The organism is Nitratireductor luteus, from assembly GCF_026162365.1.
GTDB classification, from domain to species: Bacteria; Pseudomonadota; Alphaproteobacteria; order Rhizobiales; family Rhizobiaceae; genus Chelativorans; species Chelativorans luteus.
Window position 1 is genome coordinate 141,793 of sequence record NZ_JAOANW010000002.1, and the last position, 25,635, is coordinate 167,427.

The window sequence follows — 25,635 nt, forward strand, 5'->3', positions numbered from 1 at the left end:
TGGAGTTCACCCTCATTTTTTTATTTGTCGCGCGATCACAACTTTCTGCACATCCGACGCACCTTCATAGATGCGCAGCGCCCTTATCTCCCGGTAAAGGCTCTCGACGATGTGTCCGCGCCGAACGCCGTCGCCGCCGTGGATCTGCACGGCCTTGTCGATGACCTCCTGGGCGCGGTCGGTGGCGTAGAGCTTGGCCATGGCCGCTTCGCGTGTCACGCGCGGCGCGCCCATATCCTTTGCCCATGCGGCGCGGTAGACGAGCAGTGCCGCCGCATCGACGTCCAGAGCCATATCCGCCAGGTGCCCCTGCACCATCTGCAGATCGAACAGCGGCGCGCCGAAGAGTTGGCGGCTTGACGCCCGCGCGATCGATTCGTCCAGCGCCCGGCGGGCAAAACCGAGCGCTGCCGCGCCTACCGTAGAACGGAACACGTCGAGCACCGACATAGCGATTTTGAAGCCTTCGCCCGGCTTGCCGATCATGGAGGAGGCCGGAACGCGCACCTCCTCGAAGGACAGCCGCGCGAGCGGATGCGGCGCGATCACTTCGATGCGCTCGGCGACCCTCAGTCCCGGCGTGTCGGCCGGTACTACGAAGGCGGAGAGGCCCTTGGCGCCCGGTGCTTCGCCGGTGCGCGCGAAGACGGTGTAGATGTCTGCGATGCCGCCATTGGAGATCCAGGTCTTCTCGCCCGACAGAACGTAGCCACCGTTGTCCTGCGTGGCGCTCATATCCATATTGGCGACATCGGACCCAGAACGCGGCTCCGAGAGCGCGAAGGCGGAGATCGCCTCGCCCTTGCGGGTTTTCCGCAGCCATTTTCGCTGTTCGTCGCTGCCGAACAGGCTGATGGCACCGGTGCCCAGCCCCTGCATCGCGAAGGCGAAATCGGCCAGCCCGTCGTGCCGTGCCAGCGTCTCGCGGGCGATGCATAAGGCGCGGACGTCAAGGGGGCTGGGGGCTGCCGTGTCGAGCGCCGTCGGTTCCAGAATGCCTGCCTTGCCGAGCTTCGCCACGAGATCGCGGCATGCGGCGTCGACGTCGCCATGATCGACCGGCAGATTGGCGGCACACCAGGCCTCCAGCCGCTCCGCCCATTCGCGGTGGCGCTGTTCCAGGAAAGGCCAGTCGAGGAAGGAACGGTCAGGCATCAATCCCCCTCGAAAACCGGTGTCTTCTTTTCGACGAAAGCGCGGTAGGCGCGCTCGAAGTCGCGGGTCTGCATGCAGATCGCTTGCGCCTGCGCCTCGGCCTCGATGGCCTGCTCCAGCCCCATCGACCATTCCTGGTTAAGCTGGGTCTTGGTGATGCCGTGGGCGAAGGTAGGGCCGGAGGCAATGCGCGCGGCCAGCGCCAACGCCTCAGCTTCAAGCTGGCCCGCTTCGACGAGCCGGTTGTAGAAGCCCCAGCGCTCGCCCTCCTCGCCGCTCATGGAGCGGCCGGTGTAAAGCAGTTCCGCCGAGCGGCCGTGGCCGATAATGCGCGGCAGGATGGCGCAGGCACCCATGTCGCAGCCGGCAAGGCCCACACGGGTGAAAAGAAAGGCCGTCTTCGCCTCCGGCGTCGCCAAGCGAATATCGGAGGCCATGGCGATGATCGCGCCGGCCCCCACGGCCACGCCGTCCACCGCTGCAACAATCGGCTTCTGGCAATTCAGCATCGCCTTGACCAGATCGCCGGTCATGCGGGTGAAGGCGAGCAGGCCCTTCATGTCCTTGCCGACGAGGGAGCCGATGATGTCGTGCACATCGCCGCCCGAGCAGAAATTGCCGCCATTGGGCAGGAAAACCACTGCGTCGACATCGTCGGCATAGGGCAGCGCGCGAAACATGTCGCGCAACTCGGCATAGGAATCGAAGGTAAGCGGGTTCTTCCTGTCGGGCCGGTCGAGTTGGACGAGGGCCACGCTGCCCTCCATCCTCCACAGGAAATGTTTGGGCTTCAGCCCTGCCATCGCGGTCATGTTCAGCCCTCCCAATCGCTTCTGAACGCCTTGAGCTTGGATGAAAGCTCGCGCGCCTCCATCTCGCCCACTCCGGCCAGCAACTCGTCCACCCATGCCTCGTGGGCCTCGGCCATCCGCGCGAAAATTTCGCGTCCGGCCGCCGTCAGCCGCACGATGCTGGTTCGCCGGTCGCCTTCGCGCTTGCTGCGGGCCACATAGCCATCAGCCACCAGGCGGTCCACGATGCCGGTCACGTTGCCGTTGGACACCAGCAGGAAGCGCGACAGATCGGTCATCGCCATCCCGCCGGTCTCCCGGTAGAGCGCCGCCATCACGTCGAAGCGCGGCAGTGTGGAACCGAAGTCCCGCTTCAGCCTCTCACGCAATTCGCTTTCGATCGAGCGCGATGCCCTGAGCAGTCTGATCCACAGGCGCAGCCTTTCCTTGCTGTCCGTGCCGGGCCTTTCGGCCGTCAGTGGAGCGCTCACCATGTTTCCCCTCCGCAAACCGAAATCGTCTGCCCGTTCACGGAGCGCGCGCCGTCGCTGACGAGCCACTGGACCGCGGACGCCACTTCGTCCGGCTGAATGAACCTGCCCTGGGGGTTGACGGCGGCCAGGCCGGCGCGCGCTTCCTCGCGGCTGCGCCCGGTTTTCTCGGTGATGCGCGCGACGGTTTCGGCGAGCATTTCCGTCTCCACGAAGCCGGGGCAGACCGCATTCACTGTGACGCCCGTCGCGGCAAGCTCGCTGGCGAGCGCCCGCATCAGGCCGACCAGCCCATGCTTGGAGGCCACATAGGGCGCCACGTAGGCATAGCCTTTCAAGCCGGCGGTCGAGGCGAGGAAGACGATCCTGCCGGCTCCCTGCTCCCTCATCCGGGCCAGGGCTGGCTTTACGGTCAGGAAAGCGCCCGTGAGGTTGACGTTAACGATGCGGTTCCACTCGTCGAGCGGTATCTTGTGCGCCGGCGCGCTGGAGGCGGTGCCGGCATTGGCGACAACGATGTCGAAGGGCCCGCGAGCGGCCTCCGCCTTTTCATACAGCGCTGCCACGGATGCCTCATCCGTTACGTCCGCAACGAGGGCGTGGATGTTTTCGTGCTCCGTCGCGACCGCCTCGAGGGGCTCCAGCCGCCGTCCGCAAGCGGTCACGGCGATGCCTGCTTCGGCCAGCGCAACGGCGACGGCCTTGCCCACTCCGGAGCCGCCGCCCGTCACCAATGCGTGGCGCGATCTTGCCATCACACCTTTCCCGTCATCTGCTCGGCTCTCTCAGAAAGCCGGTAAAGCTGATCGCGGCCCGGCAGGTATGGATCGGGCCAGGCGACGCCCTTGTCGCGGAGCCGAGCCGCCGCATGAAGCGTCCAGTAGGGGTCCGCCAGATGCGGGCGGGCGAGGCAGACGAGGTCGGCGCGGCCGGCCATCAGGACCGAGTTCACATGGTCCGGCTCGTAGATATTGCCCACCGCCATGGTCGCCATGCCGGTCTCGTTGCGGATGCGATCCGAGAAAGGGGTCTGGAACATGCGCCCATAGACCGGTCTTGCACGCTTAGACGTCTGCCCTGCCGAGACATCGCAGATGTCGACGCCGGCCGTCTGCAGCATCCGTGCGATCTCGACGGCGTCGGCCGGCGTTATGCCGTCGTCGCCAACCCAGTCATTGGCCGAAATGCGCACCGAGATCGGTTTGTCGTCCGGCCACACGGCGCGCACCGCATCGAAGATTTCCAGCGGGTAGCGCATGCGGTTTCGCAGGCTGCCGCCATATTCATCGGTGCGCTTGTTGGTCAGCGGCGAGATGAAGGAGGACAGCAGATAGCCGTGGGCGAAATGCAGCTCAAGCATGTCGAAACCGCAGCGTTCGGCCATCATCGCCGATGAAACGAATTCTTCGCGCACCCTATCCATGTCGGCGCGGTCCATTTCCTTCGGTATCTGGTTACGGTCCGACCAGGAAACCGGCGATGCGGCCAAAAGCGGCCAGTTTCCATCGGAAAGCGGCGCATCCATCTCCTCCCAGCCAAGCTGGGTTGACCCCTTTGGGCCGGAGTGGCCGATCTGGGCGCAGATTTTGGCTTCGGTCTCGGCATGCACGAAATCGACGATGCGCTTCCACGCGGTCTCGTGCTCCGGCTTATAGAAGCCGGTGCATCCCGGCGTGATGCGCCCTTCCGGCGAAACGCAGGTCATCTCGATATGGACGAGGCCGGCCCCGCCCTTGGCCCGCTCGCAATAATGCACGAAATGCCAATCGGTCGGGCAGCCGTCGACGGCCTTGTACTGTGCCATGGGCGATACGACGACGCGGTTCTTCAGCCGCAGGCCGCGCAGTTGGTACGGAGCGAACATGGGCGGGCGGCTGACATTGCTCCCCGCGCCCGCCTGACGCTGGAACCACCCTTCCGCCCCGGCAAGCCATTCGGGATCGCGAAGGCGCAGGTTTTCGTGGCTGATGCGCTGGGAGCGGGTCAGAAGCGAATAGTTGAACTGCACCGGATCGAGATCGAGGTAGCGCTCCACCTCCTCGAACCATTCGAGCGAATTGCGCGCGGCCGATTGCAGCCGCAGAACCTCCAGCCGCCGTGCATCCTCATATTTGGCGAAGGCCCCGTCCAGCGTGGGTTCGGAATGCAGGTAGTCGGCCAGCGCGATGGCGCTTTCCAGCGCCAGCTTGGTGCCGGACCCTATGGAAAAATGCGCGCTGGCCGCGGCATCACCCATCAGCGCCAGATTCTCGTGCGACCAGCGCTCGCACAATACGCGCGGAAAGCTGATCCACGCCGAGCCGCGAATATGACTGGCGTTCGACATCAGCCTGTGGCCGCCCAGATGATCCTTGAAGATCGCCTCGCAGGCGGCGATGGACTCTTCCTTCGTCATGTCGGCAAAGCCGAACCCGTCGTAAGTCTCCTGAGAGCACTCGACGATGAAGGTCGCCGTATCGGGATCGAACTGGTAGGCATGCGCCCATACCCAGCCATGCGGGGTCTTTTCGAAGATGAAGGTGAAGGCATCGTCGAATTTCTGATGGGTGCCGAGCCAGACGAACTTGCACTTGCGCACGTCGATATCCGGTTTGAACACTTCCGGGAACGCCGCTCGTGACTTGGAATTCAACCCGTCGGCGGCCAGCACCATGTCGTATTCGGCCATGAGGGGGCGCGGGTCGTCGACCTCCGAACTGAAGCGCAAATCCACGCCGAGTTCGCGGGCACGTTCCTGCAGAAGGAGAAGCAGCCGCATGCGGCCGATGCCGCAGAAGCCATGACCCGTCGAAACCGTGCGCATTCCTTTGTGGATGACGGCGATGTCGTCCCAATAGGCGAAATGCTCGCGAATGCTGGCCGCGCTCACCGGGTCGTTTTCGGCCAGGTTATCCAGCGTTTCGTCGGAAAGGACGACGCCCCAGCCGAAGGTGTCGTCCGGCTTGTTGCGCTCGAAGACCGTCACTTCGTGATCGGCGCCACGCAGCTTCATCGAGATTGCGAAGTAGAGGCCGGCAGGCCCGCCGCCAAGGACAGCTATCTTCATCGCCTTCTCCTCTCGTCAGGAAAAGCATCGCACCGCTTCGCAGATATTTCAAGTATGAAATTTTAATGTTGAAGCAACTCCCGGAACGCTGCATTCTGGCTTCCGCCGGGCGTGACAGCGGTGGAGCCTGGCGCTATGCAGCAGCGGGACCGGAGGGGAACGATGGCGCTTGAAAGATACATCACAGATTGGGACGACGCCTATGCCAATGCGTCCAACATTCCCGGCGGCGATCGCTGGCCGCAGGCATGGGCCGACGCGGCATCTCCCTTTCGCGAGGCGATGCTGGCGGCAGGCCGTGCGGAACTCGACATCGCCTATGGCAAGGGGCCGCGCAACCGGTTCGATCTGTTCACGCCCGAAGACGCGCCGCGCGGCCTGTTCATCTTCATCCATGGCGGCTTCTGGCTGAGGCTCGATAAAAGCTTCTGGTCGCATCTGGCCGAAGGTGCCCTGGCGCGTGGCATGGCGGTTGCCCTTCCTTCCTACACGCTGTGCCCGCAGATCCGCATCGCCGGCATCGTGGAGGAAATCGCGCGCGCGGTGGAGACTGCCGCCCGAAGGATTGACGGGCCTATCTGGCTTTCCGGCCATTCCGCAGGCGGGCATCTGGCCACCCGCATGGTGACGAAGACAACGCCGCTGGCTGAGAGCGTCGGTCGGCGCGTAAAGGCCGTCCTTTCGGTTTCCGGCGTTCATGACCTGCGCCCGATCATGCGCACGGGGATGAACGGGCAACTGCATTTGGACGAGGCCGAGGCGGCTACGGAGAGCCCGGCGCTTCTTACTCCCCGCCCCGGCACGCGGCTCATCTGCTGGGTCGGCGCTGGTGAGCGCGCCGAGTTCATCCGCCAGAACGCATTGCTCGCCAATATCTGGTTGGGCCTTGGCGCCCGCACGGTAGCGATCGAGGAGCCGGACCGTCACCATTTCGACGTTATCGACGGCTTGAAATCGCCCCATCACCCGATGCTTGACGCCCTGTTGACAGATCCGGGCTGAGAGCGGAGCCTCGGCGAGACAATTTCGGAAGGAAGAGATGAGACCCGTATTCGTGCAACTGCGCTGCCAGCCAGGCAAGACCTATGAAGTCGCCGACATGCTCTATGAGCGGGAGATCGCCTCCGAAATCTATTCGACCAGCGGCGAATACGACCTCCTTTTGAAGGTTTATATCGACGACGGGGTCGATGTGGGCAAATTCATCAACGACAACGTCGCCAACGTTCCCGGTATCGTCCGTTCGCTCACGACGCTGACGTTCAAAGCCTTCTGAAACTCAGCCCTTCACGCGCGGCCTACGATCCTGTACGAAATCCATGGTCGGTAGGCCTGTTGCATGAGGAAGAACCATGAAACGCTCGCGCGTGAACGAGATATTGCGGTCGGGGGAAGAGTTCATAGGGTCCTTCGGCTACGTTCTGCCGCCCTTCGCCAACCTGACGCCGGCCGACATGAAGGCACGCCGTGGCGAGATCGACGCTATCGTCTTGCGGCGGCTCGGCTGGGACATCACCGACTATGGTGTCGGCGATTTCGATAATCGAGGCCTCTTTCTCTTCACCGCGCGCAATGGCGATGCCAACGATCTCCAACAGGGCCGCGGCATGCTCTATGCCGAAAAGATCATGATCTCCCGCAAGGACCAGATCTCGCCCATGCACCGGCATGTGATCAAGGCAGAGGACATCATCAACCGCGGCGGCGGTACGCTGTGCATCAAGCTGTACGCCTCGGCCCCGGACGGCGCCATCGACGACAGCGCAGGCATCGCCGTGCCCACCGACGGCGTCATCCGCGAATTCGAGGCCGGCGAGGTGCTATCGCTTTCGCCGGGCGAGAGCGTCACTCTCATGCCTGGCGTCTGGCACGAGTTCTGGGGCGAAGGCTCGGACGTGCTGATCGGCGAGGTGTCCACCGTCAATGACGACCTTACCGACAATATCTTCGCTGAGCCGATAGACCGCTTTTCGGAGATCGAAGAGGATGAGGAGCCGTACCGGCTTCTCGTCTCCGACTACGACAAATGGCTGTCCTGACCGGAATGAGCATGCGCCTTTCATCCGTGGGCGAACTGGCCGATCGGCTGGTTGCCCAGGCCGGAGGCAGACGCCGCTTCGTTGCCGCGATAGCGGGAGCGCCCGGGTCGGGGAAGTCGACCATGGCGGCAGAACTTTGCAAGGAAATCGGCGCGCGAGGCGTGAAATGCGCCGTCGTGCCCATGGACGGCTTCCACTATGACGATGCCGTTCTTGGCGAAAAAGGCCTATCCTCGCGCAAGGGTGCGCCCGAGACGTTCGATTTCGCGGGACTGCGCACACTGCTTTGCCGCCTGCGGGAAGAAAGCGGAGAGGTTGCAATTCCGGTTTTCGACCGTAGCATGGAGCTTTCACGCGCCGCAGCCGCCACCGTGGACGGCGATACGCGGATAGTATTGGTCGAAGGCAATTATCTGTTGCTGGATGAAGAGCCGTGGCGTGAACTTGCCGGCGTCTTCGATGCTTCGTGCTATCTGGATGTACCCCGCCCTGAGCTTGAACGGCGGCTTCTGGAGCGCTGGCGGGGGCACGGGCGCGCGGAGGACGATGCGCGGCGATGGGTCGCCACCAACGACCTGCCCAATGCCGACCGGGTGATCGCACATTGTCGCCGACCCGACATCATCTTGTGAAGCCAAGGCCAGGAACCGCATAGGCGTTCCCCCGTTCATCTAGCGGGGACAACCGACAAATCTCAAGGAGTATGACGGACATGGATGCAATGGCGACATATGCCCCCGGAACGGGAGAACAGACTGCCTGCCGCGCATTGCCGATACTTATGGCGTTGCTCATTCTGGTGGCGCCCATCGCCAATCTACCTGGGTTTGCCCAAGGGCTCGACAGCGAGGAGGCGATCGACGCGATTGTCGGTTCGGATGTGAAAACCGCCGAATCGGGCAAGGAAGCCCAGGTGGATCGAGTCGTGACCGCGGTCGAGAACGCTATGGAAAGCACCCAGGAGGTGCGCAAGGCTTTCAGCCTAGATACGCTCGAGATCGTGTTCGTCCCCGAATTGGCTGGGCGGGTCGAAGATGCCGTTTCCGAACATGAAGAAGAAATCGAAGCCCTGCGCCAGGCCATAGAGGGCAGCGCCATGTTTTATCACGCCGTCGATTCCCGCTCGATCATGCTTCGGAATATCATCGCGGTCGAGTTTGCCGACGACAACAGCGTGACCATATTTGTGCACGGCAAGGAGAGTTAGGCTCTCGATACCAAGGGAGACGCGCCTTGCCACGACGCGTGATACCTCCGGTCAGATCGGTCAACGCCCACCTCCCTTGGTATAACCTCCCGCAAGGCTTGCCGCCCGCCATGGATTGGGGTCATATGCAATGGAGGGACGTCCCCGTGACCAGGCCAGGCAGCAGGCACGGAACCGATACACTTATGGAGGGGCCTGAAATGGGCGTTGACGGTCAGCAGCATACCGATGTGATTGGCGAGAATATTCTCGCCAAGATCAAGGCCCATGCCGAGGGCGACACGAACGTCACCCTGTCGACCCCGTTGACCGACCTTGGCATCCACTCGCTGGAGCTGACGGAAATCATCTTCGATCTCGAGGAGGAATTCGGCATAGAGGTCGAGATGAACACGGCGGAAGCATGGGAGCATCTCAGCACTGTGCGCGACATTGTTGAATCGGTGCGCAAACTGGTCAACGACAAAGCTTGAACATGCCCGAAAAGCGTATCGTCATCACCGGCGTCGGCGGGATCTGCGCGCTCGGCACGGATGCCCCGGCGATCTGGCAGTCGATGCGCGCGGGCCGCGCGGCGATCGGGCCCGTGGAAAACGAAGACCTGCATGAGGTCAAGATAAGGATCGGTGCAGAGATCAAGGCGCTGCCCGACCACGGGATCGAACGCAAGCGGATCGCAACCATGGACCGATTCAGCCTGCTGGCCGCAATCGCCGCAGGCGAGGCGCTGAACCAGTCATGCCTCCATATCAGCGAAGACGACCGTCACCGCGTCGGCGCGGTCGTCGGCGTCGGCATATGCGGCTGGCATTCCATTGAGGAAAACTATCGCGCGATCCTGCTCGAGGGCAAAAGCCGGGCAAGCATTTTCAGCGTGCCGCGCGTCATGCCGGGCGCGGCGGCTGGCCAAGTGTCTATGGTGCATGGCCTCAAGGGCCCCGTCTTCGGCGCCACATCCGCCTGTTCCTCGTCGAACCACGCCATCGCCGCGGCCGCCGACCAATTGCGCCTGGGGCGCGCCGACGTCATGCTGGCGGGCGGCGCGGACGCCCCGCTGGTCTATGGCGTCATGAAGGGCTGGGAAGCCCTGCGCGTGCTGGCGACCGACACCTGCCGGCCTTTCTCCGCCGACCGGCAGGGGCTGGTGCTGGGCGAAGGCGCGGGGATAGTCGTGCTGGAGACGCTGGAGCACGCGCTTGCCCGGGGCGCAACCATCCTGGCCGAACTTGCTGGAACGGGCATGTCGGCCGATGCTTCCGACATCGTCGCCCCCACCGTGGAAGGGCCGGTGCGGGCCATGCAGGCATGCCTTGCGGAGGCCGGCATCGCGCCGGAAGAGGTAGACTATATCAATGCTCACGGCACTGGCACGAAAGCCAATGACCGCATCGAGACGGAGGCGATCAAGCAGGTCTTCGGCGGCCATGCGCGTACCCTGTCCATATCCTCCACCAAGTCGATGCACGGCCATTGCCTCGGAGCCTCCGGCGCCATTGAACTGATCGCCTGCATCAATGCACTGCGCGAGAATGTGGTGCCGCCCACGGCGGGCTTCCGCCAAGCCGACCCCGACTGCGATCTCGACGTGACGCCGAACGAAGCGCGCGCGCGGCCTGTCGGCGTGGCAATCAGCAACAGTTTCGCCTTTGGCGGAACCAATGCCGTGCTCGCGGTCAAATCTTCCCCCAATACCTGATAGCTAAACTCAACTATTGATGGTGTAACCGATTCCCTCTAAAGGTCGGCCGAGATGGTTTTCCTGATCAGGCAATTCAGGAAAACCATCAACAATGCCGCATGCCCGTCGGCATGCATTGGCTCCAACCCTGCTCCGGAGGAATTCAAATGAGGATCGCACTCGCCCTGTTCTCGGGTCTAGCCGTAACGGCCGCCCAGGCGGCCGAACCGGCAGATGCCCTGACAACCTATGCGGACATCGCCCTGGCCGGCTACGAAGACAGCCTTGTGACCGCGCGGGCCCTGGACGAAAAGATCAAGATGCTCGTCGCCGATCCGTCCGAGGAAACACTGGAGGCTGCCCGGCAGGCCTGGCTTGCGGCGCGCGTTCCCTATCAGCAGACCGAGGCCTATCGCTTCGGCAACCCGATCGTCGATGATTGGGAAGGCCGCGTTAACGCCTGGCCGCTCGACGAGGGCCTGATCGACTATGTCGACGCCAGCTACGGCACGGAGTCGGATGCGAACAACTTCTATACGGTCAACGTGATCGCCAATGATAAGATCACCGTCGGCGGCGAAAAGATCGACGCTTCCACCATCACGCCGGAGGTCCTCCAATCGCTGCACGAGGCCGGCGGCATCGAATCGAACGTGGCTACCGGCTATCATGCCATCGAGTTCCTGCTTTGGGGGCAGGACCTCAACGGCACCGAGGCCGGCGCGGGCGAGCGCCCCTATACCGACTACGATACGGCCAACTGCACCGGCGCCAATTGCGAGCGTCGTGCCCAGTATCTGTCGTCCGCCTCTCAACTGCTGATCGCGGATCTCGAGGAAATGGTCGCCAACTGGGAAGAAGGCGGCGAGGCGCGCACCGGCCTGACCGAAGGCGACCCGCAGGCGGGCCTGACGGCCATGCTGACCGGTCTCGGCTCTCTTTCCTATGGTGAGCTGGCCGGCGAGCGCATGAAGCTCGGCCTTCTCCTTAACGATCCGGAAGAAGAGCATGACTGCTTCTCCGACAACACTCACAACAGCCATTACTACGACATTGTGGGGATCCGGAACGTCTATTTCGGCGAGTATGAGCGCGTCGGCGGCGAGAAAGTCGAAGGTGCCAGCCTTGCCGAACTCGTCCGCGAAAAGGATCCCGCGCTTGCCGACGAAGTCGAGGCCAAGCTCGACGCCACGCTGGCCGCCGCCGAGGCCCTGAAGGCGCGCGCCGAGGAGACCGAGGCCTACGATCAGATGATCGGCGAAGGCAATGCGGAAGGCAATGCGGTCGTCCAGGCCGTGATCGACGGCCTTGTCGACCAGACCCGCTCGCTGGAGCGCGTCATCGCGTCGCTCGACCTTTCCGGCGTGACCATCGAGGGATCGGACAGCCTTGACGCGCCCGACGCGGTTTTCCAGTAGACCGATTACGGGCCGCGCCTCCCCTTTGGCGCGCGGCCCGGCTTTGGTTCTGGAAGATGAGAATCGTCATCTCAAGTTATGCGTTTGCTTTCGCGCTGGCCGGGGCCACTTGTTCCGTTCATGCCGAAAGCGCACGCCCCGACCTTTCGCCGGAGGATCGCTCGCGCGTCGAAGACGTCACCCGCCCGGCGACCGATTTCTCCAAACCCGAGCGCTTCGAGCGCATGCAGGCCGGGGCGGCAACCACCGACAAGCTGATCAATGCCGACATCTTCTCTCACCCTTCGGCCAATCTGGGCTTCGAGGAACAGCAGCGCTTTCTTCTGGGCAATGGCCTTTTTCGCAAGGACTGGGTCTCGTCTCCATCCTCCACGCAGGCTTCCGACGGGCTTGGGCCCCTGTTCAACGCCCGCGCCTGCCAGTCGTGCCATATCAAGGACGGACGGGGCCATGCGCCTGCGTCGGCTAACGATTCCGCCGTCTCCATGCTCGTTCGCCTGTCGATCCCGCCGACCCGGGAACAGGAGGAAGAGATTCTTGCAGGTTTCCTGTCGAGTGTGAACGAGCCCGTCTATGGCGGTCAGCTTCAGGATTTCGCCGTGGCAGGCCTTCCAGCCGAAGGCCGCGTGCGCGTCGACTATGAGGATGTGCCGGTGCAGCTCAATGGCGAGACCGTCACGCTCCGCAAGCCGGCGCTCAGCATCGAGAATCCCGGTTTCGGCAAGATGCACCCGGACGTGATGATGTCGGCGCGCGTGGCCAATCCCATGATCGGCCTTGGCCTTCTAGAATCCATTGCGGCCGAGGATATCCTGGCCGGCGCAGACCCTGGCGATGCCGATGGGGACGGCATTTCCGGCCGCGCCCGCTTCGTGCTCGACGAGGAAGGCGAACAGGCGCTGGGGCGTTTCGGCTGGAAGGGCAATGCGGCCAGCGTCGTGCAGCAGACGGCGGATGCCTTCTTCGGCGATATGGGCCTATCGACGCCGCTGCGGCCCGATCATTGGGGGGACTGCACCGAAGCTCAGGGCGATTGCCGCGTGCTGCCGCATGGCGCACAGCCTCATCTAGGCGAGCAGGAAGTGCCCGGTGACCTGCTGAAGCTTGTCGCCTTCTATGCCCGCAACCTCGCAGTGCCTGCCCGCCGCAATATCGACGATCCGGATGTGCTGGCCGGCAAGCAGGTCTTCTACGAAACCGGTTGCGTCTCCTGCCACACCCCGAAATTCGTCACCCGCCGCGATGCGCCGCAGGAAGAACTCGCTTTCCAGCTCATCTGGCCCCATTCCGACCTGCTTCTGCACGATATGGGCGAAGACTTGGCCGATGATCGACCGGAGGGGACGGCAACCGGTCGGGAATGGCGCACGCCGCCGCTGTGGGGCATAGGTCTCACCGGGGCTGTCAGCAAGGACGCCACCTTTCTCCACGACGGCAGGGCGCGCAGTTTGCTGGAAGCCATTCTCTGGCATGGCGGGGAAGCCGAACCCGCCCGCCGGCGTGTGGTTGAAATGGAAAAAACCGAGCGGGACAATCTGATCCGTTTCCTGGAGTCGCTTTGATGCCCATACGTTCGATTCTTTGCGCAGCCGTCCTCCTATTCGCGGGCGCAGCCGCCGCCCAGGAACGGCGTGTGCCGGAAGGGATCGGCGCCAATGTCGCGGACGGCTATGCGCGTGTCAGCCTTGAAGCCTTCGCCGGCGCAACCGCCCGGCTCCACGCCGGCCTTGAGGCCGTTTGCGCGGAGCCCACGCGGGAAGGGCTCGACGACATACGCGCCGCCTTCGCCGACACAGTGCGCGCGTGGGGACCGGTCTCCGTACTGCGCTTCGGTCCGCTGGTGGCGGAAAACCATTTCGAGCGCATTTTCTTCTGGCCCGACCCACGCGGCGTGACGCTCCGCCAGGTGCAGGGCGTTCTGGCCGAAAAGGAACCCGAGACGGCGAACGTCGAAGGCCTTGCAGGCAAGAGCGTTGCCCTGCAGGGCCTGCCGGCGCTCGAATATGTGCTGTTCGGAACCGGGTCTGACGCGATCGGCACCGGCGAAGAGGATTTCCGCTGCCGCTACGGCGCGGCGATTGCCGGCAATGCCGCCGCGCGCGCGAGAGAGCTTATCGAGGCCTGGTCGCCGCGCGCTGCCTTCCACGACGATTTCGCGCATCCCGGCGAGGGCAACGCGCTTTACCGCTCGCCCCTGGAAGTCGCCGGTGAAGTGGTCAAGGCGCTGGGCACCAGCCTGCAGTTTGCCCGCGATGCCGAACTTCTGCCAGCCCTGGGCGAGACGCCTTCCAAGGCCAACGGCAAGCGCGCGCCGCTGTGGCGTTCCGATCTGACATTCGACCTTGTTGGCACCCAGATCCAGGGCATGCTCGCCCTGATCGATGTGGCCGGCTTCGGCGAGGCGTTGGACGAGGAACGCCAGGCCATCCTCGACGCCCTCCGTTTCGACCTGGAACATACTCTTGGGGCGCTGGAAGAAATCGAGGCACCCGCCGAGGCGGCCTTCGCCGACGAGCAGGATCGCGGGCGCATCGCCTATGCGGCAACTGCCCTCCAAGGTGCGAATGCGACGGTAAGCGAGCGCTTCTCGGCGGCAATCGGATTGACGATGGGATTCAATGCGCTCGACGGCGATTGACAGGCGCACGTTTCTGACGCTCGCGGGCTCCGCCGCGGCAGCGCCGCGAGCATTTGCGGACGCCGATATGGGCGACGGAGCCCTGTTCCTCGGTGCGCGCCTGAACGACGGGCGCTACGAGGCGGCGGTCATCGACGAGAAGGCGCGCGACATCCTCGTGCTGCCGCTCGAGGCGCGCGGCCACTCCTTCGCCATCGATGCCCCGCGCCGCCGCGCCGTCGCCTTCGCGCGCTCGCCGGGGCGTTTCGCGGTGGCATTCGGCATGGCAGACAGCGAGCCCGTGGCCATTGCCGCCGCCGACAACCGGCATTTCTTCGGCCATGGCATATTCACGCCCGACGGCCGGCTGATGCTGGCCACCGAGAACGACTATGATGCCGGCCGCGGCGTCGCCGGCATCTATGATGCGACCGACCGCTTTCGCCGCATCGGGGAATTTGCGACCGATGGCATCGGCCCGCATGAGGTGGTGCTGGCGGGCGATGGCAAGACGCTGTGCGTCGCCAATGGCGGCATCCTCACCCATCCCGACTATGGGCGCTCCAAGCTCAACCTCGCGACCATGAGGCCGAGCCTGACCTATATCGAGATCGCTTCCGGCGGGGTGATCGACAAGGCCGAACTCGCCCCGGAACTGCATCAGCTTTCCATCCGCCACATGGCGGTGGACGGGGCTGGTAATGTCTGGTTCGGGTGCCAGTACCAGGGCGAGGCTGCGGAGCAGCCGCCCTTGGTCGGCCGTCATCGGCGCGGCCGGGAGATCGAACTTTTCCTCGCGCCTTCCGAGACGCAGCGCCGTATGCGCAATTATGTCGGCTCGCTAGCGGTCGATGCGTCGGGCGACGTGCTTGCCACATCGAGCCCTCATGGCGGGCTGGTCGCTTTCTGGGATACAGCGACGGGCAAATACCTCTGCCAGCGCGAACTCGCAGATGGCTGCGGCGTCGCGCCATTCGACCGGGGCTCGGTGCTGGCCACCAGCGGACGCGGCGCGGTCGTGAAAGCCGGGCCGGATATCGTCTCTCCGCTGCGCACGCCCGGCGCGGACAAGCCATCCTGGGACAATCATCTGCGGCGGCTCTAAGGCCGGCGATAGCCCGTCGGCTGCCCATAAAGCCGCGCAATGCGGGTTATCGCTTCATCGAGCCGCTCATGGGCCACGGTCATCGTGTGGCCGTTGGCATGGATCACGTTCCGTGTGTCGGTCATGATCGCCACATGGCCGTTCCAAAACACCAGATCGCCCCGTCGCAAGGTGTCCGGATCGACCGGTTCGCCCAGCGATGCCGCTTGCATGTCGGTATCGCGCACGACGTTCCGCCCCGCCATGAAGAGGCTCAGCTGCACCAGTCCCGAGCAATCGATGCCGAAGCCGCTTGCGCCGCCCCAGAGATAGGGCGTGTGCAGGAACTGCTCGGCGACCGCGACGTAGTCCGCCTCCGCCTCCGGCACCGGCCGCAAATGTCCGGCTATCATCGCCTCGCCGGAGGCGAGCAGGGCGTAGCGTGTGCCGCGCCTTTCCTCCCTGCCCACGACACACAGGCGCGCGCCCATCGAATGAGCGCGGACGGGAGGCATTTTCAACTCCGGCGCGGGATAGACGAAGCTGCGGGGGACGGTCACGATATGAGTCGGCGCTTTGCCTTCGGGTCCCAACGCCTCGGCAGGCACGTAGCCCACATAGGAATCGCGCCGGGACTGGACCCACGCCCAACCCTCCCGCTCCTCGAAAACCAGCACATCGTCTCCGCAAAGAAGCTGGGTATCGATCCCCGCGTCGAAGCGCGGGGCGGAGCGAAGGTCGGCCACCGGTTGCGCAACACGCGCCGGACGGCCAGCGATATAGCGTTGCGCCGGAACCTTCCCGCGCAGATTTTCGTCGGCCAGGTCCGGACGATAGGCGTGAAGCCTGCGGTCCAGCGCGGGCATGCCGGTCGCGTTCATGTCGGCAGCTCCGCTGCCTTGGCGATGATCTGGTCGCCGAACCGTTCGACGAACAATGCACCCTCCACCGTCCGCTTCACCAGAACGCTGCGGCGATCGCGCTCGTCGCGATGGCGTGAGACGAATTTGAGACTGCCCATCGTATCGAGTGCCCGCGTGATCACCGGTTTCGTCACCTTCAGCTTTTCCGCCAGCCCGCGCACCGTGTGCGGCGGCGGATCGAGATAGACCGTCAGCAGGATCGCCATCTGCCGCTGGGTGAGGTCGGGCATGTGTGCCGTCACCTCCGCCAGGCACACCTGCTGCCACAATCTGAGGGCTTGGCTCGGCCTGAGCGGCACCGGCATGGAATTCGTCCGCATCGTTTCGGATGCGTATCAGTTTGCCGGTGAATCGCAACCTTGGCAAGCAGTTGCCCGAGGGAGCCTCAGCCGAAGCGCTCCCGCAGCGCGCGCTCGATGGCGCGGATGGCCTGGGCCTCGCCGCCCACGGGCGCAGCCGGTTTTTCGTTCGGGTTCCAGCCATAGATGTCGAAATGCGCCCAGCTTTTCGCTTTTTCCACGAAGCGCTCGAGAAACAGCGCCGCCGTTACCGATCCTGCGAAGCCGTCTGAAGTGACATTGTTCAAGTCCGCCACGCGGGAATTGAGCTTTTCGGCGTAAGGGCGCCACAGGGGCATGCGCCACATGGGATCCGCCACAGCTTCGCCCGCACCGTTCAATGCCGCCGCAAGGGCTTCGTCGTGCGTATAGAAGGGCGGCAGGTCGGGACCGAGCGCAACCCGAGCCGCACCAGTCAGCGTCGCCATGTCGATCATGATCTGTGGTGCTTCCTCATCGCCCAGTGCCAACGCGTCTGCCAGCACGAGCCTACCTTCCGCATCGGTGTTGCCGATCTCAATGGTCAGACCCTTGCGGCTCGTCAGAATGTCGCTCGGACGAAAGGCGTTTCCGGAAATGGCATTCTCCACCGCCGGAATGAGCACGCGCAGCCTTATCGGCAGGCGCGCCGCCATGATAATCCGGGCGAGGCCCAGCACATTTGCGGCCCCGCCCATGTCCTTCTTCATGAGCAGCATGCCGCTGGCCGGCTTGATGTCGAGCCCGCCCGTATCGAAACAAACGCCCTTGCCCACCAGCGTCACCTTCGGCGCATCTTCCTGACCCCATTGGAGGTCGATCAGACGGGGAGCCTGTTCGGCCGCCCGCCCGACGGCATGGATCATGGGAAAATTGTTCGCCAGCAGCTCGTCGCCGCGCACGGCGCTGACCTGGGCGTTGAATGCCTGGCCAAGCCGGCGCACCGCTTCTTCCAGTGCGTCCGGCCCCATGTCGTTGGCCGGCGTGTTGATGAGGTCGCGCGCAAGGAACACGCCTTCAGCAAGACGCACCGCCGCCTCGACATCGGCGCCATCAGGCGCGGCAAAGCGCACGTCGCGTGTGGGCTTCTTGCCGTAGCGGGTGAAGGCGTAGCTGCCCAGCAAGAGCGCCAGGGCTGCCAGGTCCGGGTCTTCCGGTGCAGTGGCGAAATGCCACGCGCCTTCCGGCAGCAGCCGCGCCAGACGGCCCAGCGCCAGCGGGGCAGGCGCCTTGCCCAGGCCGAAGAAGACGCCGGCCAGAGCTCCGTCGTTCCCCGGAATGGAGAGCAATTCGCCTTCTCTTCCGGCAAAGCCGTTTGCACGTGCCCATGCGCGGGCGCTCTCGCCGGCGCCGCTTTCCTCCATCTTTTCGTCCGTGACCAGGTAGACGGGGCGCGAATGCGCTTCTCTGGCGCTTGCAAGGGTCAGAGGCATGAAGCGGTATCCTTGAACTGTGGCAGCGAGGTGCGGTGATTAACATTCCATTAGGGTTAACGGAATACGTATGCGTGTGAATGGTTCAGTTCAGGAGGGCCGGCGGGGATGGCTATAAGGGCTTCGGGGGCAAACGCCAGGCGAATGGCGACGGTAGCGGCGACGCTCGTGATAGCTTTCAGCGTCGTCGGGTGCGCGGCGAGCCGCAAAGTCAGCCAGATAACCACCGGCTCGATCGGGCGCATGGCCGAGCGGCAGGTCGATACCATGTCCGCATCCGAACTCCAGCAGGCCGCATCCAGCCTCGGCAAACGCTACGCGCAGAACCCGAAGGACAAGCCGGTCGCGCTCCGCTATGCCTCGATTCTCCAGATGAGCGGCTACACCGACCAGTCGCTCGCGGTCATGCGCAAGCTGGCGATCGATTACCCCAAGGACCGCGACGTGCTCGCAGCCTACGGAAAGGCACTCGCCGCCGCCGGCGAGTTGGAGCCGGCGCTCGACGCCGTCCGCCGCGCCCAGACGCCGGAATATCCCGACTGGCGGCTGCTTTCGGCCGAAGGCGCCATCCTCGACCAGCTCGGCCAGGCGCAAGCGGCACGCGACCTCTATCAGCGCGCACTCGGCATGAAACCCAACGAGCCCTCGATCCTGTCCAATATGGGCATGTCTTACCTGCTCGAGGGCGACCTCAAGACCGCTGAGAAATATATGGGCCAGGCGGCTGCCGCCCCCGGTGCCGACAGCCGCGTCCGCCAGAACCTGGCCCTGGTGGTCGGTCTGCAAGGCCGCTTCTCCGATGCCGAGAAAATCGCGCGTCAGGAGCTTTCGCCCGACCAGGCCGAAGCCAATGTCGCCTATCTGCGCTCCATGCTCGCCCAGAACAATTCGTGGGCTCAGATTGCCAGCGAAGACAAGAAGCGCAACTAGACCAGCAGCGACCGCTGCGCCCTTGTCGCACGGCGCTCCCGTGTCATGCATGGGCCGGCGGCGCTTGCTTTAGGATCATTCAGCGGAGACGATTGCACCGTCGAAGCCCGGAATCGAACGCCGGACCAGCTATTGTGATTGGACTTGGCCGCGCGGCGGAGTCACATTGGAGAGGGTGAAGGGGCTCGGGCCATCTTACTGAACAAGGAGGCCATCATGCACCATCAAACGCTCGAAAATCTCAAAACCGTCGCCGCGGTGGATCGCGACAAGACCCGTCCGGCCATGACGCGGAGCGAGCGTCTCCAACGCTGGGCCGAGCTTCTTGAACAGAGGCCGGAACGGCGGCTAGCGACGCTTCACGGAACGGAATACTATGCCGTTCGGATCCGGGAGACCATGCGCAGCGCCGGCTCGCCGATCACCGTCGCCTTCGAGGACCCCGTGCTTCGCGACGAGGGCCTGAAGGATGACAGCTATGGCGAAGCCAAGCGGTTCTTCGAGATCTCCGACTGGCAGTTGCACGAAATCGTCTGCTACTGCCATTTCGGCGAGACGGTCACTGCTGGGAGTGCTGCCCGCCATGTCCGGTCTGCAATCGGTTCCAGACGCCCCGGAATGGTCGCTCGGCTGCGTAATGTCATCATCGGCTAGGGCCTGCTACAGCACCGGCCGGAAAGATCCGAATCGATTTTCGGGCAGCACGCTGCAGGATTCGTCAGCTTGCAGCGCCCAGCGCTCAAAAGGGCGGCTCGCCATCCGGCGGGCCGCTATCAGCGTTCGGAGAAGGCGCGCGACATGCTGTCGACGATCGGTTTCGTCAGATAGCTGAAGAATGTCCGTTCAGCCGTCTGAATGAGGATCTCCGCCGGCATTCCCGGCGTCGGTGAAAATCCCCTCACCCTTGCAAGCTCGCTGGGGGAAAGATGAATGCGCGCCAGATAGACCTCCTGGTCCTGCGCGGTTTTCTCTCCCGGGAGCGCATCGGCAGAAACGTAATATACCTTGCCCTCGAGAACCGGCGTCGTGCGCTGGTTGAGCGCTATCAGCCGAACCGCCGCCGTCTGACCCGTCTTCACATTGTCAATCTCGGTTCGCGGCACCTGCGTCTCGATGATCAGCGGTACGTCCGCCGGCAGGATTTCCAGAATGCCCTTGCCGCTTTCGATGACACCGCCGGGCGTGTGGTAGTTCATCCGTACTACCGTGCCCGCCACCGGCGCGTTGATCGTAACGCGCTGCAAGATGTTCTGGGCCTCCCGAAACTGCTCGCGCACCGCGTCCAGCTCCCCCTGGATCCCTTCCAGCTCGTCGAGCGCGGTTTCCCGATACGCATTCCGGGTCTGCTGTATTTCCTGTTCCTGCTTGACGATCTGCGAACGCGTCTCGGCGATTTCCGCGGACAGTCGCCCGATCTGACCGGTAGCCTCCGCAATCGCCCGCTGAATGGCGGATATTTCGTTTTTTCGCATCAGGCCCTTCTTGAGCAGTATCTCCTTGCCCACGGCTTCCTCGCGCAGCAGTTCGAGCTGAAGCATCATTGCCTGCCGCTGCTCGGCATATCCTTCGGCACGAAACCCGAGTGCCTCGATGTTCTGCCTGAGCAAGCCAATGTCGCTGTTCAAATTGTCCTGCCAAGCATCGAAGTTGAGCCGCTGCCCCTCCAATATCGGCACGACATCGGGAGCGTCCCGATTGTCGGCGATAAAGGGAGTAAGCTCTATCTCATCTGTTCCGCGAATCTGGGAATTGAGGCGTGCGGCGATGGCCTCGAGCCTGAAGCGTCGCAGGAAAAGCTGCCGTTCCCTGGCAAGGGCAGCGGTCTCGTCGAGCCGGATCAGCGGTTGATCGAGCTGCACGAAGTCGCCTTCGTTGACCAGAATTTCCTTTATGATTCCGCCCTCGAAATGCTGGACGATCTTGTTCCGGCCGGTGGCGACGAAGCTACCTTGCGCAATCACGGCGGCCGCAAGCGGGGCTGTGACCGCCCAACCGCCGAAACCGCCGAAGGTCAGAGCGAGCAGGATCAGCCCTACCGTCGTCTGTTTCCAGATCGAACGGGGAACGTCCGCGTACCATTCCATGTCGTGAACTTTTGCGATGTTGGACATTGCAGGCTGCCTCTACTGGATCTGATGACCGAACGAACCGCTCTCGATGCTTACGCCCCGGGCCGCCAGCGCCTGCAACACGTCCTTGCGCACGCCGAACAGCGCCACCGTTCCGTTCACGAGGAGGAGGATCTTGTCGACGCTGCCCAGCAGCGCCGGCCTTTGCGTAATGGTGATTACGGTGATCCGGTTTTTCTTCGCATGCTGCAGCGCGCGCTGGAGGGCGGTATCTCCGGCGCTGTCCAGGTTGGAGTTCGGCTCGTCGAGCACTACCATGCGCGGATTGCCGAAGAAGGCGCGGGCGAGCGCGATGCGTTGTTTCTGCCCTCCCGACAAGGGCGAACCGTCAGCGGCGACGACGGTCTCGTAGCCATGCGGCAGCGTCGCGATCATCTCGTGCACATCGGCGAGCATGGCCGCTTCATAGATTTGCGCATCGGTGGCATCGTCCCGCATGCGCGCGATATTCGCCTTGATGGTTCCGGGAAAGAGCTGCACGTCCTGAGGCAGGTAACCGATGTTCTCGCCGAATTGCCGCTGGTCCCAGTTCCTGAGGTCCATCAGGTCGAGCCTGACATTTCCCGAGGTCGGCAGGATGGAGCCGACGAGCATTTTCCCCAGCGTCGTCTTGCCCGCTCCGGAGTTGCCGATGACGGCAAGGGAATCGCCGGGGGACAGCGCGAACGAGATTCCGTTGAGGACGACACGCTTGGTCCCTTGCGGGACGTAAAGCAGCCTCTCGACATCCAGCCGCCCTTCCGGACGCGGCAGTTGCAGGCGCTCGAAATTGAACGGCGAGGACTTGAGCAGGCCAGCAATCCTGCCATAGGAGGCGCGCGACTGGCTGTACTGGTTCCAGCCTTCGATGGCGCCTTCGATCGGCGCGAGCGCCCGACCCGCGATGATGGAGGCCGCGATCACCATGCCGCCGGTGATTTCCCCCTCGATCGCCAGGTAGGCACCCCAGCCGAGCATGGCCACCTGCGTGAGGAGCCGTGAGCCTTTCGACATTGCCGCGAAGACGATGTTGCGGTCCTGGGCGATAACCTGGGACTTGAGCGAACTCGCCGTATCCCGGCCCCAGATATGCACGGCCTCCGGGATCATCGCCAGGGCATTAATGATCTGGGAATTGCGCGACATGGACTCGAGGTGAAGATTGGCCTTGACCTGAGCCGTGTTCGCTTCGCCGAAGGGGGTCGCCGTCACGCGCTGGTTGAGCAGCGTCAGCGCGAGCAGCAACAGCGCGGTGGAGACGACGATGAAGCCGAGATGCGGGTGAATGAGAAAAACCGCCAGCACGAACAACGGCGCAATCGGCGCGTCGAGGAAGGACAAAAGCGTCCGCGAGACGAGGAAGGAGCGGACCTGCTGCAGGTCGCCCAGTGTCTGGTACTCCCGCCCGTTTCCGTGCAGCGAGGCACGGGCCGCCGCGCTGAGGACGGGTGAACCGAGTTGCGTGGCGAACTCCACGGCGGTGCGCATCAGAATGAAGCGGCGGATCGCGTCGAACATCGACTGCAGTATGACAGCGCCGACGATGACGAGGGTCAGCATGATCAGCGTATCGATCGACCGGCTGGTGAGGATGCGGTCGGAAATCTGGAAGAGATAGATGGGAATTGCCAGCACCAGCGCGTTGCTTGCCACGGTGAAGACCATGACGACCGCGAGGTTTCTCCGCACGGCGGTGAGGCCGGCCTTGAGGCTGGCGCCGAAGTCGACGGGGCCGAGCCGCTTATGGAAAACACTGCCGCCTGGCCCCTTGCCGACCGGTCCTTTGCCGCCAGTCGCATCCGCCGACTTGTTGAGCGGGCGCTCGCGCGCTGCGATGGGACCACGATTGCCGTCGATGGTGACCATGCCTTCAGCGTTGGGTTTCTCCCCAACGATGGGCTTGGGCGCCTCCCGAGGGTGCTGCGGGCGCGTGGATTCGGACCGGGCCTGCTCTCTCGTTGGGGCTGCCGCGGTCGGAAATTCGCGGGCGCCGTTGGGCCGTGGGGTTGCCGATGCGCCGTTCGGGGCATCTTGAGCGCGTTGCTGATCCGGTCGCGCGAATCCAGCCTCCGGCTTGGCGTACTGGCTCTTCGCGGGGGTTGCCGCATCCACAACCGCAGGCCTGTGCCTTTTCGCTTCTGCGATGGGATACGCCGGTCCACGGCGGGCGGCTGTACTCGCCTCTTCAATGGCGGCAGCCTTCAGGAGATCCTCCACCGCCTGATCGATGTCCGCGAATTTTTCTTTGATCGCGTCCTTCTGCCCGCGCAGGACATCCGAAAGATTTTCACGGGCGCACGGCGCCTGTTTCCCTTCCACAGGCCGGTGCTGACGAATATCACCTCCAGAAGCGCTGCCGCCAGAGCTCCCGGCACGGTCTCCGTGATCACCCATCAAACCCCCCACAAATCAGCCGATCAGAGTTTGCAAACCGTCTGCTTGCGAACTGTCGGCGTCGAAGTTTCCTGAATTTCCGTATTCCGTATCGCCGGTACCGCCCACATCCTCGTCGAGGAAGGCCACCGCCTCGTTGACGAGAACATCGGGATTCTGTCCGCCCAGATCCGGTTCAGTTGAAATGATGTCGGCCTGTACCAGGATTTCGTTAGAGTAGTGGCCGTTGCCCACATAGGTTTTGCCGAGAGAATCGAGATCAACAATGGCGGCATTGTTCAGCAATGCGTTGCCACCTGTCGTGATCTCCCATTCTGCACCCGGATTTTCGTTGATCGCGTGCATCGCCACGGCGACATGGTCGCTGTCGCCCAAGATGTTGGTTTGCTTGACGTACTGCACATTGTGAAGGTCGCCCTTGACGTGCAGCACGCGCAGAAAACCAAGCCCCGCGAAGGCGGCGTCCGAAAGGACACCGTCGCTCAGGTGGTCCTCGCCGCCAGTGAGCCTGAGGGCCGCTTCAAGATAGTGCTCCGGCAGCGTTTCGAAACGGTCGGCACCGCCGACATTGTGGATATAGCCCTGGTTCCAGAGCAGGTTTCCGGATGTCGAGACAAAGCCTTCACCGGTGGTCTGAAAACCGTTCACAGCCCCGATCGTGTCGTTGTCGAGCAGGACGTTCATCTGGTGAATGATGTTGGCGTCGTAGACATTGCCTCCGATGATGATGAGATCGTAGGCAAAGCCGAGCTCGTAAATGGAAATGTCGTTGTAGGCGAGATTGTCGCCGGAATAGACTCGCGTGGTCACGCCGGACGACGACAGGATGCCGATGTCATTGTCGCTCATGAAGGTGAATTGCTGCAGCCAGTTCACGATCATCAGGTCGCCGTCGACTTCCTTCACCACCCAGTGTTTCGGGAAGCTGCCAGGCGTGTCCCGTTCGCCATCTTCTTCGTCGTGTGTGTAACGCTGGAATTCCGCCACGTTGAACGCTTGTGTCAGCGCCGGATCCTTGGTCCACCCGTCGAGCGCGGAGGAGACGTAGTCCTCGTCGTACCAGGCGTTTATCTGGATAATGGCGTTCAGCTCGATGTGCTTTCCCACGACCGCCGTGACAGGCGCAGCCGTCCAGAAGTTCTTGAGAACGGCATTGTTGACGAGCGTATTTTCCCCGGACTCCAGTTTCACCGAGGCATCGATGTCGATGCCTGTTTCGGTGATGCGGGCATTGGTCGGGTGGACCTCGTCGTCATCGTCCACCAGCACGTCGTCGGGCGTGAAATAGTCTTCCAGCTTCGGAGCCTCTTCGACCCTCTTGCCGTTGGCGAAAACGCCCTCGAGCGTTTGCGATTTCTCGACGAAGACGCTTGTGCCGGGACTTGGATCGCCGGAAAACCCGGCGAGAAGTTCCGAGGCAGCGGCAACGAACGAGGCGAGCTCCTCCGCGGAGCCTGGCATCTCGACGTCCATGATCGGGGACTGCCGCGCAGCCGCACCAGCCAGCGCGAGGACCGCATCGTCACCGACAGGCGATGGGGTGAAGCGCAACCCGTGGCCGCCGACGCCGATATAATCGTTGTCGGAGAGGCCGATGGCCTGGCTTATGTAGTTCGCCACCGAGCCCAGCGTCTCCACCTCGGGCAAGATGACCTTGAATGGGGACAGGTTGTAGGCGAGATCCAGCCGCGGGGATCCGTAACCATGGGCCGGCAAGGCGCTCGGATCGCCGTGAGACACCTGCAGCGGGCCGTATTCGGTCGACGTCCAGGGATGGACGAGGACCCAGTCGGGAGCAGGTGGACGGTACATCAGACCGGGGTCGTACCCCAAGAATTCGAAGGGCGCGGCAAACGGAGTTGTGGAATTCGGGAGGCCCGGGAGGTTCGGCGCATCGGTCGCCTGGGCGTTGAACTTGTCGTAGGCGTCTCTTTGCCGTGCCTCCTCGACGGTAACCTCGAACAGGCCGATGAAGTGGGCTATCGCCTCGGTGATCCTGTCCAT

The 25,635-nt window shown here is 63.5% G+C and carries 24 protein-coding genes; 13 read left to right on the forward strand and 11 right to left on the reverse strand.

Annotation, left to right across the window (positions count from 1 at the left end; genetic code table 11):
- Window positions 1-12: 12 nt before the first annotated feature.
- The 5 genes from N1058_RS03235 to N1058_RS03255 are packed head-to-tail and all read right to left on the reverse strand — an operon-like array spanning window position 13 to window position 5,483.
- Window positions 13-1,155, reverse strand: a complete 1,143-nt coding sequence (locus tag N1058_RS03235; RefSeq protein WP_265516055.1) for an acyl-CoA dehydrogenase family protein — start codon at window positions 1,153-1,155, stop codon at window positions 13-15.
- Window positions 1,155-1,967: an enoyl-CoA hydratase family protein gene (locus tag N1058_RS03240; RefSeq protein ID WP_265516056.1), complete on the reverse strand. Its 813-nt coding sequence runs from the start codon at window positions 1,965-1,967 to the stop codon at window positions 1,155-1,157. The genes N1058_RS03235 and N1058_RS03240 overlap by 1 nt, the downstream gene beginning before the upstream one ends.
- Window positions 1,968-1,969: 2 nt before the next feature.
- Window positions 1,970-2,440, reverse strand: coding sequence for a MarR family winged helix-turn-helix transcriptional regulator (locus tag N1058_RS03245; protein WP_265516057.1), 471 nt, complete (start codon window positions 2,438-2,440; stop codon window positions 1,970-1,972).
- A complete protein-coding gene (locus tag N1058_RS03250; RefSeq protein WP_265516058.1) occupies window positions 2,434-3,192 on the reverse strand; it encodes an SDR family NAD(P)-dependent oxidoreductase in 759 nt (252 codons plus the stop codon). The genes N1058_RS03245 and N1058_RS03250 overlap by 7 nt, the downstream gene beginning before the upstream one ends.
- Window positions 3,192-5,483, reverse strand: a complete 2,292-nt coding sequence (locus tag N1058_RS03255; protein ID WP_265516059.1) for a bifunctional salicylyl-CoA 5-hydroxylase/oxidoreductase — start codon at window positions 5,481-5,483, stop codon at window positions 3,192-3,194. The genes N1058_RS03250 and N1058_RS03255 overlap by 1 nt, the downstream gene beginning before the upstream one ends.
- A gap of 162 nt (window positions 5,484-5,645) precedes the next feature.
- On the opposite strand from N1058_RS03255, the gene N1058_RS03260 reads away from it, so the two are divergent.
- The 11 genes from N1058_RS03260 to N1058_RS03310 all read left to right on the forward strand — a co-directional run bounded on the left by N1058_RS03260 (window position 5,646) and on the right by N1058_RS03310 (window position 15,547).
- Window positions 5,646-6,485: an alpha/beta hydrolase gene (locus tag N1058_RS03260; RefSeq protein ID WP_265516060.1), complete on the forward strand. Its 840-nt coding sequence runs from the start codon at window positions 5,646-5,648 to the stop codon at window positions 6,483-6,485.
- Window positions 6,486-6,522: 37 nt separating this feature from the next.
- A complete protein-coding gene (locus tag N1058_RS03265; RefSeq protein ID WP_265516061.1) occupies window positions 6,523-6,759 on the forward strand; it encodes an Lrp/AsnC ligand binding domain-containing protein in 237 nt (78 codons plus the stop codon).
- 76 nt (window positions 6,760-6,835) lie between these two features.
- A complete protein-coding gene (locus N1058_RS03270) occupies window positions 6,836-7,522 on the forward strand; it encodes a D-lyxose/D-mannose family sugar isomerase (RefSeq protein ID WP_265516062.1) in 687 nt (228 codons plus the stop codon).
- A gap of 11 nt (window positions 7,523-7,533) precedes the next feature.
- The gene (locus N1058_RS03275; protein ID WP_265516063.1) at window positions 7,534-8,154 is read left to right on the forward strand and encodes a nucleoside triphosphate hydrolase; all 621 of its coding nucleotides are present in this window, start codon (window positions 7,534-7,536) and stop codon (window positions 8,152-8,154) included.
- A gap of 80 nt (window positions 8,155-8,234) precedes the next feature.
- A complete protein-coding gene (locus N1058_RS03280; protein WP_265516064.1) occupies window positions 8,235-8,729 on the forward strand; it encodes a hypothetical protein in 495 nt (164 codons plus the stop codon).
- A gap of 200 nt (window positions 8,730-8,929) precedes the next feature.
- Window positions 8,930-9,202, forward strand: a complete 273-nt coding sequence (locus N1058_RS03285; RefSeq protein ID WP_265516065.1) for an acyl carrier protein — start codon at window positions 8,930-8,932, stop codon at window positions 9,200-9,202.
- Between the two features lie 2 nt (window positions 9,203-9,204).
- On the forward strand, window positions 9,205-10,425 hold the full coding sequence (locus N1058_RS03290; protein ID WP_265516066.1) for a beta-ketoacyl-[acyl-carrier-protein] synthase family protein: 1,221 nt from the start codon (window positions 9,205-9,207) through the stop codon (window positions 10,423-10,425).
- A 149-nt stretch (window positions 10,426-10,574) separates the two neighbouring features.
- Window positions 10,575-11,825 carry an imelysin family protein gene (locus N1058_RS03295; RefSeq protein WP_265516067.1) on the forward strand — a complete coding sequence of 417 codons (1,251 nt, stop codon included), beginning with the start codon at window positions 10,575-10,577 and terminating at the stop codon, window positions 11,823-11,825.
- Between the two features lie 56 nt (window positions 11,826-11,881).
- Window positions 11,882-13,387, forward strand: coding sequence for a di-heme oxidoreductase family protein (locus N1058_RS03300; RefSeq protein ID WP_265516068.1), 1,506 nt, complete (start codon window positions 11,882-11,884; stop codon window positions 13,385-13,387).
- Complete coding sequence (locus tag N1058_RS03305; RefSeq protein WP_265516069.1) at window positions 13,387-14,463, forward strand: imelysin family protein; 1,077 nt, start codon at window positions 13,387-13,389, stop codon at window positions 14,461-14,463. The genes N1058_RS03300 and N1058_RS03305 overlap by 1 nt, the downstream gene beginning before the upstream one ends.
- Window positions 14,464-14,530: 67 nt before the next feature.
- Window positions 14,531-15,547: a DUF1513 domain-containing protein gene (locus N1058_RS03310; protein ID WP_265516070.1), complete on the forward strand. Its 1,017-nt coding sequence runs from the start codon at window positions 14,531-14,533 to the stop codon at window positions 15,545-15,547.
- On the opposite strand, the gene N1058_RS03315 is transcribed toward N1058_RS03310, so the two are convergent.
- The 3 genes from N1058_RS03315 to N1058_RS03325 all read right to left on the reverse strand — a co-directional run bounded on the left by N1058_RS03315 (window position 15,544) and on the right by N1058_RS03325 (window position 18,199).
- A complete protein-coding gene (locus N1058_RS03315) occupies window positions 15,544-16,392 on the reverse strand; it encodes a C40 family peptidase (protein ID WP_265516356.1) in 849 nt (282 codons plus the stop codon). The genes N1058_RS03310 and N1058_RS03315 overlap by 4 nt on opposite strands.
- A gap of 11 nt (window positions 16,393-16,403) precedes the next feature.
- Window positions 16,404-16,754, reverse strand: coding sequence for a MarR family transcriptional regulator (locus N1058_RS03320; protein WP_265516357.1), 351 nt, complete (start codon window positions 16,752-16,754; stop codon window positions 16,404-16,406).
- Window positions 16,755-16,834: 80 nt separating this feature from the next.
- Complete coding sequence (locus N1058_RS03325) at window positions 16,835-18,199, reverse strand: leucyl aminopeptidase family protein (protein WP_265516071.1); 1,365 nt, start codon at window positions 18,197-18,199, stop codon at window positions 16,835-16,837.
- 144 nt (window positions 18,200-18,343) lie between these two features.
- Between N1058_RS03325 and N1058_RS03330 the strand changes: the two genes are divergently transcribed.
- Entirely contained in the window at window positions 18,344-19,129 is a 786-nt protein-coding gene (locus tag N1058_RS03330; protein WP_338040610.1) for a tetratricopeptide repeat protein, read from the forward strand.
- Window positions 19,130-19,345: 216 nt separating this feature from the next.
- Window positions 19,346-19,783, forward strand: coding sequence for a hypothetical protein (locus N1058_RS03335; RefSeq protein ID WP_265516073.1), 438 nt, complete (start codon window positions 19,346-19,348; stop codon window positions 19,781-19,783).
- Window positions 19,784-19,902: 119 nt separating this feature from the next.
- Here N1058_RS03335 and N1058_RS03340 read toward each other — a convergent pair whose 3' ends face one another.
- From N1058_RS03340 to N1058_RS03350, 3 genes are all read right to left on the reverse strand, one after another.
- Window positions 19,903-21,240: an HlyD family type I secretion periplasmic adaptor subunit gene (locus tag N1058_RS03340; protein WP_265516074.1), complete on the reverse strand. Its 1,338-nt coding sequence runs from the start codon at window positions 21,238-21,240 to the stop codon at window positions 19,903-19,905.
- A 12-nt stretch (window positions 21,241-21,252) separates the two neighbouring features.
- On the reverse strand, window positions 21,253-23,487 hold the full coding sequence (locus tag N1058_RS03345) for a type I secretion system permease/ATPase (protein WP_420847942.1): 2,235 nt from the start codon (window positions 23,485-23,487) through the stop codon (window positions 21,253-21,255).
- Window positions 23,488-23,646: 159 nt separating this feature from the next.
- Window positions 23,647-25,635, reverse strand: coding sequence for a hypothetical protein (locus tag N1058_RS03350; protein ID WP_265516076.1), 1,989 nt, complete (start codon window positions 25,633-25,635; stop codon window positions 23,647-23,649).